This window comes from Wenzhouxiangella psychrophila (assembly GCF_042310375.1).
Lineage (GTDB): Bacteria > Pseudomonadota > Gammaproteobacteria > Xanthomonadales > Wenzhouxiangellaceae > Wenzhouxiangella.
On sequence record NZ_JBHJMQ010000010.1, the window covers coordinates 100909 to 112994 of the forward strand.

Annotated in this window: 16 protein-coding genes; 7 read left to right on the forward strand and 9 right to left on the reverse strand. The window is 64.2% G+C overall.

Features of this window, described 5'->3' with window-relative positions; translation table 11 throughout:
• Position 1: 1 nt before the first annotated feature.
• From lptA to ACDC66_RS12700, 5 genes are read right to left on the reverse strand one after another with little or no spacing between them, the layout of a single operon-like run.
• Positions 2-475, reverse strand: coding sequence for a lipopolysaccharide transport periplasmic protein LptA (gene lptA, locus ACDC66_RS12680; RefSeq protein ID WP_376697101.1), 474 nt, complete (start codon positions 473-475; stop codon positions 2-4).
• Positions 441-1046: an LPS export ABC transporter periplasmic protein LptC gene (gene lptC, locus ACDC66_RS12685; protein WP_376697102.1), complete on the reverse strand. Its 606-nt coding sequence runs from the start codon at positions 1044-1046 to the stop codon at positions 441-443. Before lptC ends, lptA begins: the two co-directional genes overlap by 35 nt.
• Positions 1043-1546, reverse strand: coding sequence for a KdsC family phosphatase (locus ACDC66_RS12690; protein ID WP_376697103.1), 504 nt, complete (start codon positions 1544-1546; stop codon positions 1043-1045). Before ACDC66_RS12690 ends, lptC begins: the two co-directional genes overlap by 4 nt.
• Positions 1543-2520 (reverse strand): KpsF/GutQ family sugar-phosphate isomerase, encoded by a 978-nt coding sequence (locus tag ACDC66_RS12695; RefSeq protein ID WP_376697104.1) that lies wholly within the window; start codon positions 2518-2520, stop codon positions 1543-1545. The genes ACDC66_RS12690 and ACDC66_RS12695 overlap by 4 nt, the downstream gene beginning before the upstream one ends.
• Positions 2521-2552: 32 nt before the next feature.
• Positions 2553-3533, reverse strand: coding sequence for a calcium/sodium antiporter (locus ACDC66_RS12700; RefSeq protein WP_376697105.1), 981 nt, complete (start codon positions 3531-3533; stop codon positions 2553-2555).
• Between the two features lie 70 nt (positions 3534-3603).
• On the opposite strand from ACDC66_RS12700, the gene ACDC66_RS12705 reads away from it, so the two are divergent.
• Both ACDC66_RS12705 and murA read left to right on the forward strand, forming a co-directional pair.
• Positions 3604-3885, forward strand: a complete 282-nt coding sequence (locus ACDC66_RS12705; RefSeq protein WP_376697106.1) for a BolA/IbaG family iron-sulfur metabolism protein — start codon at positions 3604-3606, stop codon at positions 3883-3885.
• A 5-nt stretch (positions 3886-3890) separates the two neighbouring features.
• On the forward strand, positions 3891-5150 hold the full coding sequence (gene murA, locus ACDC66_RS12710; protein ID WP_376697107.1) for a UDP-N-acetylglucosamine 1-carboxyvinyltransferase: 1260 nt from the start codon (positions 3891-3893) through the stop codon (positions 5148-5150).
• A 24-nt stretch (positions 5151-5174) separates the two neighbouring features.
• Here murA and yidD read toward each other — a convergent pair whose 3' ends face one another.
• Entirely contained in the window at positions 5175-5408 is a 234-nt protein-coding gene (yidD, locus tag ACDC66_RS12715) for a membrane protein insertion efficiency factor YidD (protein ID WP_376697108.1), read from the reverse strand.
• Positions 5409-5487: 79 nt separating this feature from the next.
• Between yidD and dksA the strand changes: the two genes are divergently transcribed.
• Positions 5488-5916, forward strand: a complete 429-nt coding sequence (gene dksA / locus ACDC66_RS12720) for an RNA polymerase-binding protein DksA (protein WP_376697109.1) — start codon at positions 5488-5490, stop codon at positions 5914-5916.
• A gap of 313 nt (positions 5917-6229) precedes the next feature.
• Here the strand turns inward: dksA and ACDC66_RS12725 are convergent, their stop codons facing one another.
• Together ACDC66_RS12725 and cysS are read right to left on the reverse strand one after the other, a co-directional pair.
• Positions 6230-6649 carry a SufE family protein gene (locus ACDC66_RS12725; RefSeq protein WP_376697110.1) on the reverse strand — a complete coding sequence of 140 codons (420 nt, stop codon included), beginning with the start codon at positions 6647-6649 and terminating at the stop codon, positions 6230-6232.
• Positions 6646-8025, reverse strand: coding sequence for a cysteine--tRNA ligase (gene cysS, locus ACDC66_RS12730; RefSeq protein WP_376697111.1), 1380 nt, complete (start codon positions 8023-8025; stop codon positions 6646-6648). Before cysS ends, ACDC66_RS12725 begins: the two co-directional genes overlap by 4 nt.
• A gap of 71 nt (positions 8026-8096) precedes the next feature.
• Here cysS and pepQ point away from each other — a divergent pair, with 71 nt between their 5' ends.
• Positions 8097-9434 (forward strand): Xaa-Pro dipeptidase, encoded by a 1338-nt coding sequence (gene pepQ, locus ACDC66_RS12735; protein ID WP_376697112.1) that lies wholly within the window; start codon positions 8097-8099, stop codon positions 9432-9434.
• 227 nt (positions 9435-9661) lie between these two features.
• On the opposite strand, the gene ACDC66_RS12740 is transcribed toward pepQ, so the two are convergent.
• A complete protein-coding gene (locus ACDC66_RS12740; RefSeq protein ID WP_376697113.1) occupies positions 9662-10099 on the reverse strand; it encodes a nucleoside deaminase in 438 nt (145 codons plus the stop codon).
• A gap of 136 nt (positions 10100-10235) precedes the next feature.
• Here ACDC66_RS12740 and ACDC66_RS12745 point away from each other — a divergent pair, with 136 nt between their 5' ends.
• The 3 genes from ACDC66_RS12745 to ACDC66_RS12755 are packed head-to-tail and all read left to right on the forward strand — an operon-like array spanning position 10236 to position 12079.
• Complete coding sequence (locus ACDC66_RS12745) at positions 10236-11114, forward strand: hypothetical protein (protein WP_376697114.1); 879 nt, start codon at positions 10236-10238, stop codon at positions 11112-11114.
• A gap of 16 nt (positions 11115-11130) precedes the next feature.
• Positions 11131-11688, forward strand: coding sequence for an RNA polymerase sigma factor (locus ACDC66_RS12750; protein ID WP_376697115.1), 558 nt, complete (start codon positions 11131-11133; stop codon positions 11686-11688).
• On the forward strand, positions 11681-12079 hold the full coding sequence (locus ACDC66_RS12755) for a hypothetical protein (protein WP_376697116.1): 399 nt from the start codon (positions 11681-11683) through the stop codon (positions 12077-12079). Before ACDC66_RS12750 ends, ACDC66_RS12755 begins: the two co-directional genes overlap by 8 nt.
• Positions 12080-12086: the final 7 nt, after the last annotated feature.

A 12086-nucleotide genomic window follows, 5' to 3' on the forward strand; every position in this document is an offset into this window, starting at 1 on the left:
GTCAGTTCGGCTCCGTCTCGTCATCGTCTTGATTATCGATTTCGTCGGGCTCGATGGTCATCTGGATGCCGCCGCGGCCTTCTGTCGCCTGGGTGTCGAGGTTGTAGACCAGTTCGTCGCCCGAGAATGTGCCGCGCGGTTCCTCGATATAGGCGTTGCCGATCAGGGTGATGGTTCTCGCGACCAGATCATAGATGACCTCGTCAGCATGGCCGGTGGTCTCGTCTCCGCTTTCCGTCGTCGCCCACCAGCGGACGGGGCTACCGAACAGTTCGACGCGCTTCAGGCCGTTCTCGCCGCGATACGTATACCCTTCGTCGGCCGTGACTTTCATGCCACCCCGGGTAATCTGCACGTTCTCCCGCAAGTGGGTGGCCCCGCTTGCATGGTCGTAGGTGGCGTTTTCCGCGTCGATGCCGACCCGGCCTTCAACCTGGGCTTCAGCCGTCGTCGCCAGGATCAGTGCCAGGGTCATCAGCAGCCACATCCCGGGCCGCCTCCGGTTCGAATTCGCCTTGTACGCCATCGGTCAGTTCCAGAAGGTTGTTGTCCAGTTCTATTCTCAGACCGCCGGATTGCAGCCTGGATTCCGCCTGCGTGATCGCCACGGACGTGTCCGAGGTGATTGTACGCGCGCGCCTGTCATAGCGCAGACGCTCGGTGCGGACCTCGATTTCGCCGCGCTCGCCGAGATGGACCAGGGTCACGTTGCCTTCGAGCACCAGCAATTCATCGTGACGCAGGATGCGGCCGTTGTCGGAGGCGCCGCGCCAGTCGGCCGCGCCGGGTTCGATGTGGAAGCGGGGCGACCGGAGGCGGGCGATGCGGTCCGCCCAGACGTGCTCCAGCCGGGGGCCCGACAGGGTGAGCTCGACCTGATCCTGGTTGTCGCGGAATTTGGCCGAATAGTCGCTGAGCGTGTAGTCGAACTGCGTGTCGGGCATGCTCACCGGTGGAGTGGCGCTTCGGTCGCTCGGCATCAGCCAGCGAATGCCCAGCGCCACGATCAGCGCCAGGCAGGCGATCAGCACCACCCGCCAGGTCACTCGAAGCGATCCTGCCAGGTATTCAGCAGGCCCTGGTCTGCGAGTATGCGCTCGCACACTTCGCGCACGGCCCCGTGACCGCCCGGGTTCTGGGTGACGAAATCGGCGCGCTGGCGAATCCATGTACTGGCATCGGCCGGCGCGCACTTGAAGCCGCAGCGCTGCATGGCCGGCCAGTCGACCAGGTCGTCGCCGGTGTAGGCGCACTGCTCGCCGGTGACCGACAGTCGCGCCATCAGCTCGTCGAGCGCAGCGGCCTTGTCGTCGCGGCCCTGGACGAGGTGCTCGATGCCCAGCTCGGCAGCGCGGCGGGCAACGATCGTTGAGTTGCGCGCCGTGATGATGGCGACGGTAATGCCGCTGTGCTGGAGGCCCTTGAGGCCAAGGCCGTCGCGGGTATGAAAGGTCTTGAGTTCTTCGCCAGCATCGCTGTAGGTAATGCGGCCATCGGTCATCACGCCGTCGACGTCGAAAATGGCCAGGCGGATGGGGGTGCTCATACCACGCCCGCCTGCAGCAGATCCTGGAAATTCAGCGCACCCACCAGTTGTCCGTCCTCGTCAGTGACCAGCACACCCTGGATGCGGTGGCTCTGCATCAGTTCAACCGCCGAGGCGGCCAGTTCATCGGCGCGAATGGTGCGCGGGTCCACGGTCATGATGTTTTCGGCTGCATTGCTGCGGATGTCGCCAAGATCGTCGACGTGGCGGCGCAGGTCGCCGTCGGTGACGATGCCGACCAGCGAGCCCCCGTCGTCGAGTACGGCGCACATGCCCAGGCGGCTGCGCGTCATTTGCATGATCGCTTCGGCGATGCTTTCGGCCTTGTTGATCGTGGGCAGTTCGTCACCGGTGTGCATCAGGTCGCTGATACGCAGCAGGAGTCGGCGCCCCAGGCTGCCGGCCGGGTGCGAGCGTGCGAAATCCTCGGCGGTGAAGCCGCGCGCGTCGAGCAGCGCGATGGCCAGTGCGTCGCCCAGTGCGAGCTGGGCCGACGTGGAAGCGGTGGGCGCCAGGCCGAGCGGGCAAGCCTCGCGGTCGACGCTGGTGTCGAGATGCACGTCGGCGTGCCGCGCCAGTGTCGAGGCGCGGTTGCCGGTCATGGCGATCAGGCGCACGCCCAGTCGCTTGAGGCCGGGCAGAAGCTGCAGGACTTCCTCGGTTTCGCCAGAGTTGGACAGGGCGAGCACGGTGTTGTGCTCGGCGATCATGCCCAGGTCGCCGTGGCTGGCTTCCGCCGGGTGCACGAAAAAGGCCGGGGTGCCGGTCGAGGCCAGCGTGGCGGCCAGCTTGTTGGCGATATGGCCGGACTTGCCCATGCCGGTGACCACGACGTGGCCCGGCCCCTCGAGAATCAGGCGGCAGGCGGTCACGAAGTGCTCGTCCAGGCGCTGAGCGAGCGAGCCGATCGCGCGGGCCTCGGTTTCGAGAACTTCGCCGGCGGCGTCGAGCAGGCGGCGGGCATCGATATTCATGGGTTCGATTCTAATCCACTAGCGCCCGGGCATCAGCGTGCCAGAACCGCCTCCCAGATCACCCAGGTCTGGTAGCCGAGATAGCCGGCGAACAGGACCAGGGCGGCCGGTCGGTTGATCAGCCCGTGGCCTTTGCGTCGCCAGGCCATCAACAGCAACAAGGCGGAGATCGCGAACATCACCAGCAGGTCGCGGTTAAGCAGCACAGGCTCGATGATCATCGGGTGGATCACTGCCGCGATGCCGAGCACGCCGAGCAGGTTGAACATGTTCGAACCCAGGATATTGCCGATGGCCAGGTCATCCTCGCGTTTGTAGGCTGAGGCGGCCGCGGCGGCAAGTTCCGGCAGGCTGGTGCCCAGTGCCACGACAGTCAGGCCGATGACGGCTTCCGAAACGCCTGCCAACAGCGCCAGCGTCACCGCCCCCTTGACCAGGACGTGGGCGCTGAGCGGCAGCAGTACCAGGCCGACCAGGGTCCACAGGACCGCGGTTCGCGTCGGCATGCCGGTGGGCACTTCCTCGGCGAGTGCGATGCTCATGGGGTCCTCGCCGCCGCTCTTGAGTCCGAGCATGACCATGCCGCCGATCAGTGCAGCAAGCCCGATCAGCAAGATGATGCCGTCACCACGGGAAAACTGGAGATCCCACATCAGGAACAGGGTGAGCAGCATGATCACCGCCAGCACCGGCACTTCGCGCTTGATCGTTGCCGATTCCACGCGCAGCGGATAGATCAGCGCGGTCAGGCCGAGGATAAGGCCGATGTTGGCGATATTCGAGCCCAGCGCATTACCGATGGCCAGCGAGGGTTTGCCCTCGAGTGATGCCATGGCCGAAACGATCATTTCCGGGGCCGAGGTGCCGAAACCGACGATGGTTAGCCCCACGATCAGCGTCGATACGCCGAAGTTGCGCGCACAGGCCGAGGCGCCGGCCACCAGGCGGTCGGCCGCCCAGATCAGCAGCACGAAGCCGGCGAGCAGTTGCAGGACAGCGATGGTGATCGTCATTCAGCTTCCAGAAAGGTTCGGGCAGGCGGGTGGGGCGATTGCGTTAAACTAGGTTCGCCGAGAACTTTCATTGGCCACCGATTTTCATTCCCCCGAGCAGATCATGGATGTCACCGCAATTGAAGCGCGTATTCTACAAGCAATGCCCGACGCGCGCGTCGAGGTCGAGTCGAACGACAACGTGCATTATGCCGCACGTATCGTGAGCGAATCGTTTGCAGGGCTTTCACGTGTTCAGCGCCACCGCCGGGTGCACGCCGCGGTCGGTGAAGCCCTGGGCCGCGAGATTCATGCCATGAGTCTCGATCTCAAGACCCCCGAGGAAGCCGGCCAGTCACCGGCACAAGGCTGATTCCCATGGCCCGAATCCAGATCGTCGGCGGTCGTCCGCTCGAAGGGTCAGTCGAGATTTCCGGCGCCAAGAACGCCGTACTCCCGATTCTGATGGCCGCGCTGCTCACCGAAGAACCTTGCCGACTCCAGGGCGTGCCGCATCTCAAGGACGTGACCACCACCATTGAATTGCTCGGCCAGATGGGCGTTTCGATTGCGCTGGGCGACCGTTTGAGCGTCGAATTGGACGCCTCGGAGATGGAAAGTGACGTTGCCCCCTATGACCTGGTCAAGACCATGCGTGCCTCCATCCTGGTGCTCGGCCCATTGCTGGCCCGGCGCGGCGCTGCCCAGGTCTCCCTGCCGGGTGGCTGCGCAATCGGCGCCCGCCCGGTGGATCTCCACCTCAAGGGTCTGGCAGCGCTTGGTGCCGACATCACGGTCGAGTCCGGTTATATCCAGGCCCGCGCGGAGCGTCTCAAGGGCGCTCGTATCGTGCTCGATACCGCCACCGTGACCGGTACCGAAAACCTCATGATGGCCGCGACCCTGGCCGAGGGCACGACCGTGATCGAAAACGCCGCACAGGAGCCCGAGGTGGCCGACCTGGCCGAATGCCTCAATTCGATGGGCGCCGGAATTTCGGGACACGGCAGCAATACCATCGTCATCGAAGGTGTCGAGCGCCTGTCTGGCTATGACTATGTCGTCGTGCCCGATCGCATCGAGGCGGGAACATTCCTGACCGCCGCAGCCATGACCGGGGGGCGCGTGCGCGCGCTCAACGCCGCGCCGCACACCCTGGATGCCGTACTGGCCAAACTCGAGGAAGCCGGCGGGCAGATCAGCACCGGTGAGAACTGGATCGAACTCGATATGGCCGGCCGGCGTCCGCGTGCTGTCAATGTGACCACGGCTCCTTATCCCGGCTTCCCCACCGACATGCAGGCGCAGTTCACCGCGCTCAATGCGATTGCCGAAGGTACGGGCATCGTGCGCGAGACGGTGTTCGAGAACCGTTTCATGCACGTGCTTGAACTGCAGCGCCTGGGTGCTGATATTCGCCTGGAAGGCAATTCGGTGGTCATCAAGGGCGTGGACCATCTGACTGCCGCGCCCCTGATGGCCACCGACCTGCGCGCCTCGGCCTGCCTGGTGCTGGCCGGGCTGGTGGCGCGGGGCGAGACGGTGATCGACCGGGTCTATCACATCGACCGCGGCTACGAGAACATCGAGGAAAAATTCCGCCAGCTCGGCGCTGATATTCGCCGTTTGGCCGGATGACAGCCCCGAATGTGCCCAGGGTGCTCAGGGCATTTCGTCATCTTCGTAGCCGGGCACCGGGTCCTTGCCCCCGGGGCAGAACGGATGGCAGCGCAGCAGGCGCTTGAGGGCCAGCCAGCTCCCCCGCCAGGCCCCGTACAGCTCGATCGCCTGCCTGGCGTAGATCGAGCAGGTCGGTTCAAAGCGACACTGACCGCCTATCCAGGGAGAGAGCACATAGCGGTAGGCGCGGATCAGGGCGAGTAATAACTTCTGCATGGGGGGTTGCCCGGAGTCGCTCTCTAGGATATATAATCGGCGGTTTTGCAACAACCTGGCTTGAAGAGGCCAACAGCTGATGTCCAGCAAGATTGTCGATTTGCCGGAAGGATACAAGCCTTCCGAGAAAGAAGAGTACATGTGCCAGGAGCACCTGGAATATTTCCGTCGCATGCTGCTCAAGTGGCGGGAAGACCTGATCCAGGAGTCCCAGGAGACGATCAATAACCTGCGCGGCGAAGTGCGTGACGTCGGCGATGAGGCCGAACGCGCCAGTCGCGAGACCGAGAACAGCCTGGAGCTTCGCACGCGCGACCGTTATCGCAAGCTGCTCAACAAGATCGACCAGGCCATCGCCCGCGTCGATGAAGGTACGTACGGCTACTGTGAGGAAACCGGCGAGGAAATCGGCCTGGCCCGCCTCGAAGCCCGGCCCATCGCGACGTTGTGCCTGGATGCCCAGGAGCGCTGGGAGATCAAGCAGAAGCAGATGCGCGACAGTCGCTGACGGCATCGCGGTTGCATCGCCATTCGATGTGAAAAAGCCCCGGCCGACCGGGGCTTTTTCATTGCGGTGCTTTCCAACTGGAGGGCATTTGCAGGCCTAGTTGCCACCGGTCGCGGTGGCGCCCTCGACAAGTCAAAGGCTGTTTCGCCCGGCCTGCTTCGCAGGCTCTTGCGGCGAGTTCCTTTTGCCGCGCGAGGCAAAAGGAATTCGCCGCAAGAGCGCGCGAAGCGCGCCGGGCGAAACAGAAGTTGACTGGTCGTGGCTCGCACCGCCCTCGGTGGCAACAGCCGAAAGTAAGCCGACGGACCGGCGGCTACGCGCGCTCGAGGGCCAACTTCGCTTGTCGACGAACCTCGCCGAGCATGGCATTGAGCCCGTTCGCCCGGGTTGGCGAGAGGTGCTGGCTCAGGCCGATATCGGCCACGAAGTGCGGTTCGGAGTCCAGGATTTCGCGGGCGCTGCGCCCGGAGTAGACCTTGAGCAGCAGGGCGATCAGGCCCGACACGATGGCGGCGTCGGAGTTGGCGCGGAACACCAGTTCGTCGGCATCCCCGTCTGTGAGCAGCCAGACCTGCGATTGGCAGCCGGCCAGCAGGTTTTCGTCGACCCTGTCTGCTGCGTCGAGTTCAGGCAGCTTTCGACCAAGGTCGATCAAGTACTGGTAACGGTCCATCCAGTCGTCGAACAGGCCGAATTCGTCGACAATCTCCTGTTGGGCCGATTCGATGCTCACGAGATTACCTTCCAGCGCGTGCCTTCCGGGCCGTCCTCGAGTTCGATGCCGCGCCCGGCCAGGTCGTCGCGAATGCGGTCGGCGGTGGCAAAGTCGCGCGATTTTCGGGCGGCGTTGCGTTCATCGATCAGGCGCTCGATCTCGGCTTCGTCCACGTCGGAATGGTCACTGCCGGGGCGCTGTTTGAACCAGTCTTCTGGATTACCCTGCAGCAGCCCGAGCATTTCCGCCGTCGCCTTCAGGCGGGCGGCAATCCGCGGTTGCTCGGACGGCTCGGCGCTGCCGAGCTTTCGCGCCAGCGCATTGACCTCGGCCAGTGCCGTGGGTGTATTGAGGTCGTCCTGCAGCGCTTCGATTGCCGGCGGGGCCGGTTCCACGGCCTGTTCGGCGGGCGGGTGATCGCGTAGCAGGCCGTAGAGGCGATCGAGGGTGGCGCGTGCCTGCTCAAGGGCTGTCACCGACCAGTCGAGGGGCTGGCGATAATGCGCCGAAAGCAGCACGTAGCGCATGACCTCCCCGGGCCATTCCTTGAGCAAGTCATGGACGATCAGGGTGTTGCCCAGCGATTTCGACATCTTGCGCTTGTCGACCGTGACAAAGCCGTTGTGCATCCAGTAGCGGGCGAAGTGGTCGGTGCCGTGCGCGCAGCGGCTCTGGGCGATCTCGTTTTCGTGGTGCGGGAAGATCAGGTCCTGGCCGCCGGCATGAATGTCGATGACCTCGCCCAGGTGGGCCGCGCTCATGGCCGAGCACTCGATGTGCCAGCCGGGACGGCCGCGGCCCCAGGGGCTTTCCCAGCCGGGTTGATCGTCGTCTGACGGTTTCCACAGAACGAAGTCGCCGGGGTGGCGCTTGTAGGGTGCGACTTCGACGCGCGCACCGGCGATCATCTCGCGCATGTCCCGGCGCGAGAGCTCACCGTAATCGCCCGCTGCCTCGATGCTGAACAGTACGTGGCCCTCGGCGATGTAGGCGCATTCCTTGTCGACCAGGCGCTCGATCATGGCGATGATCTCGTCGATGTGTTCGGTCGCGCGCGGTTCGATCGTCGGCTGGCCCACGCCCAGCGCGGCCATGTCTTCGTGATAGATGTCGGCGAAGCGGTGGGTGATGGTGTCGATCGGAACACCCTGTTCGGCTGCGGCCTTGTTGATCTTGTCGTCGACGTCGGTGATGTTGCGCGCGTAGACCACCTCCGGATAACGGCGCGAAAGCACGCGATAGAGCAGGTCGAAGATCACCGCCGGCCGGGCATTGCCGATATGGGCGTAGTTGTAGACCGTCGGACCGCAGGCATACATCGTCACGCGCTCGGGGTCGAGCGGGACGAAGTCTTCCTTCTGGCGGGTCAGCGTGTTGTATATCCGGATGGGCATCGCTAAAAGAAATTGCGCTTGCGCGCTAGAATGACAAGCATTGAATTCTAACTGATTGAGGCTTTCGTCCCATGCCCAACCCGGATGCGTTGCTCTACGCCCGCCACGTCGAACATCGACGTGAGGAAATCGATGAGATGCTCACCGAGCTCGGCTACGACGGCCTGCTGATTCACTCGGGCCGCCCGGAGAATCGGCTGTTCGACGATCAGCATCCGCCGTTTCGCGCGCACGGCCCCTTCGTGGCCCTGGTGCCGCGGCCGTTTGCGGTCGACAGCTTGCTCGAACTGCGTCCGGGGGAGCGCCCGAAGCTGTGGTACTGCCAGCCCGACGATTTCTGGCATATGCCGCCCGAGCCGCCGGGCGACTGGCTGACCGAAAGCCTCGAAGTCGAGATCGTGCGATCTGCGAACGACTGGGAGGAACGCTTCCGCCAGCAGCGCGCCCTGGCCGTCATCGGGGATGAGCGGGCGTTGGGCGAGTTGCTCGACGGTGCCGACCTCAACCCGCCTGAATTGATGTGGCGGCTGGACGAGATGCGAACGCGCAAGACCGCCTGGGAGCGGGACTGTATTGAACACGCCAATCGCCTGGCCGTCTCCGGCCACCTGGCGGCCGCCGAAGCCTTTCGGGCCGGCAAGAGCGAGCTCGAGATCCATCTCACCTACCTGGCCGCCATGGGCGAGGATCAGGACACGCTGCCCTACAGCAGTATCGTCGCCCTCAACGATCACGGCGCCGTGCTGCACTACCAGTTTCGCACGCCCGAGCGGCCGAAGCCGGTTTACAGCTTTCTGATCGACGCCGGGGCCGACTGGCGCGGCTACGCCGCCGATATCACGCGTACCTGGACAATGGACGAACACCGCGAGTTCGGCGACCTGATCGAAGCCGTTGACGCCGCCCAGCGACGCCTGGTGGACCGGGTCCGTGCCGGGCAGAACTTCGTCGATCTGCATATCGAGGCGCATCGCGCCATCGCCGCCGTGCTCGAGCAGGCCGGCATCGTGAACATGCCGCCCGAAGAGCAGGTCGAGTCCGGCGTGAGCGCGCATTTCCTGCCGCACGGGCTGGGCCACCATATCGGTGCGCAGGTTCACGACGTCGCCGGCCTCAAGGACCAATACGGGCAGGAACTGCCGCCGCCCGATCGCTATCCCGCGCTGCGGCTGACGCGCAAGCTCGAACCGGGCAATGTCGTGACGATCGAGCCGGGGCTTTATTTCATTCCGTCTTTCCTGGAGAAGCTGCGCGCCGGTGAGTACGCTTCCCGGGTGGACTGGCAGGCGATCGAGCGGCTCACGCCCTACGGCGGCGTCCGCATCGAGGACAACGTCCTGGTCAGCGAGGGTGAGCCGGTGAACTTCACCCGCCAGGCTTTTCTAGAGTCCCCGATAGGGAATCCTTAAACTCCTCGCCTTCTGGCGAAGGATTGCTCTCGTAATTTTCAAATTCCAAGCACCAATTCACAAACAAATCTCAATGACCGAATTTTCAATTGACCGAAACGAATCGGGGCGCTTCGAACGCCTGAGGCCATGTTTCGATCATTCAAACATTGGTACTTGTTTGAGAATTGGTGCCTGGTACTTGGACATTGATGTGGTGGCGCAATCGGGCGCAGAGGCCACTTGAGTCACTCACCGATATCTTCGTTCCATAGCTCGGGTGAGTCTTCGATGAACCGCTGCATCAATGACACGCATTCCGGGCTGTTTACGACTTTTACGTCCACGCCCTCGGCGCGCAAGTGGTCCTCGTCGCCCATGAAGGTGCGGTTCTCGCCGATGACCACGCGGGGGATGCCGTAGAGCAGGATGGCGCCCGAACACATGGGGCAGGGCGAGAGCGTGGTGTAGAGCGTGCTTTCCCGATAGACCCGGGCAGGCTGGCGCCCGGCATCTTCCAGCGCGTCCATCTCGCCGTGCAGCACCACGCTGCCCGATTGCACCCGCCGGTTATGGCCGCGCCCGATGATGCGTCCCTCGTGCACCAGCACCGAACCGATCGGAATCCCGCCTTCGGCTAGGCCCTGACGGGCCTCTTCGACGGCGGCCTGCATGAACTCATCCATGACTTGTGCCTCATGTGTTTGCGGTCGCCGATCAGCATACTCGGGGTTGTCGACTGAAACTCGATTGCTTGTAACCGATTTCGCTTCCCGGAGCTAAAAGGGGGTACACATCCATCCGATCACGAGGCAATCCACCATGAAACGATTCATCCTGATCACGCTCCTGCTGCTGCCCTTCACCGCTCCGGCGGCCGACGGAACGCTGGGTAAAGACAGCCCCTGGTTCGTGCAGGTCAACCTGGCGGCGATGCGCGGCGCGTCCGACGACGGTGCCCTCTACGGCTGGTTGCGGCGCGAGGTCATCGAGGATCTTGAAGAGGAGTTCGGCGAGGGTACGATCGACGAGCTCGATGCACTGGCCGTCTTCGGCGCCGGCCCGGATCGCGACGGTTTCAGCGTCATGGTCGAGGGGCGCCTCGACGAGGAAATGAGAGACACGGTGATCCGCCGGCTCGCCGCCGAGCCGCTGTCCGACGTTGATGGCGCCTACCTGGCCGGTGCCAACGGGGAGCTGGCCGAACGATTCGATCTCGAGATCGAGGGCGGCTCGCTGTATCTGGGCTTCGACGAAGATTCGGCCGTGATTGTAACCACCCGCCGGTCGCTGCTCGACGCCTTTCTCGCCGGCGACCGCTTCGGGCCGCTGGCGGCGAGCGACCTGCTGGTCGTCCGCGCCGAGCCGATGCTCTCCGGCGGTGTCGATACAGCGGCCCTGGGAGAGGGGCATGGCCACTGGGATTCACAGGTGATGCGCAACATCCGCCGGGCGGGATTCGCGTTGACCGACGCCGGCGGCGGCTATGACGTCCGCGTTGAATTGATCGCCGTCGACGGAGCCCAGGCCCAGGCGCTGCTGAACATCGTGCAGGGCCTGATCGGCCTGCAAACCCTGTCGGCGTCCGAAGGCGACCCCGAACTGTCCTTCCTCTCCTCGCTGAAGTCCGAGCGAGAAGGCGATCGCGTCAGCCTGTCGGTCAACGTCAGTGCGGACGAAATGCTCGAACTGCTGGACTGAGCGTGCCGCGCCGACGATGCACGCCGAGGCTGAACGTCGCTTGATCGAGCGGGCCCGGTCGGGCTCGCTCGAGGCGTTCGACGAACTGGTTAACGCCCACCGGGACCGTCTCTACCGGTTCGTGCTCGTGCGCGGCGCTACGCCCGCGGATGCCGAGGACATCGTTCAGGACGCCTTCCTGGCCGCCTGGCGGCATCTCGGCAGCTACCGGGAGCGCTGGCGATTTTCCACCTGGCTGTTCACCATCGCCCGCCGCCGGGCCGCCAGGCGGCAAGTCGATCACGTCGAACTGCCCGCCGTCTTGATCGACGCATCCGATGGTCCAAGAGAAAGCGCGCAGGGCGAACAGCGGCGAGACAATATCTGGCTGCTGGCGCGTGAACTGCTACCATCGTCCTGGTTCGACGTGTTGTGGCTGTATTACGCCGAAGACCGGAAAACCGGTGAAATCGCCCGCATCCTCGGGCGCTCCGTCGCCTGGGTGAAGGTCACGCTGCATCGATCGCGCAAGCGCCTGGCCGAGCGGATCGATGCCGACGACTGGTTGTCCGGGGAGGTTGCAACGAATGAATAGACAACAGCTCGAAGAACGACTGCAGGCCGATGCCGGACGCATCCAGGCCGATTGCCCGGAACGGGTCGGCCAGCGCGTTGCCGCGCGGATTCGGAATCTCCAAAGCCGGCCTTCACCGTTGCCATGGTTTCTGCGCCCGCCGGCCCTGGCCGGCGTCGCGGCCGCCCTGGTGATTAGTGCTGCCCTGTGGATTGCCGGGCAGCCGGGCGGGCCCGATGGAGCGGGCCTCGAAGAGGCGGGCTTGAATGTCGCGCCCGTCGTCGCCAGTTCCGACCGCCTGATGGCGTCGCGCGAGGCGGCGCTCGCCAACGAGCGGCGATTGCTCGAGCAGGACCTCAGAAATCTGCGTGACCAGGTCACGGCCACTTTCCTTCAAGACTCTAATGGCTAACTAGTGT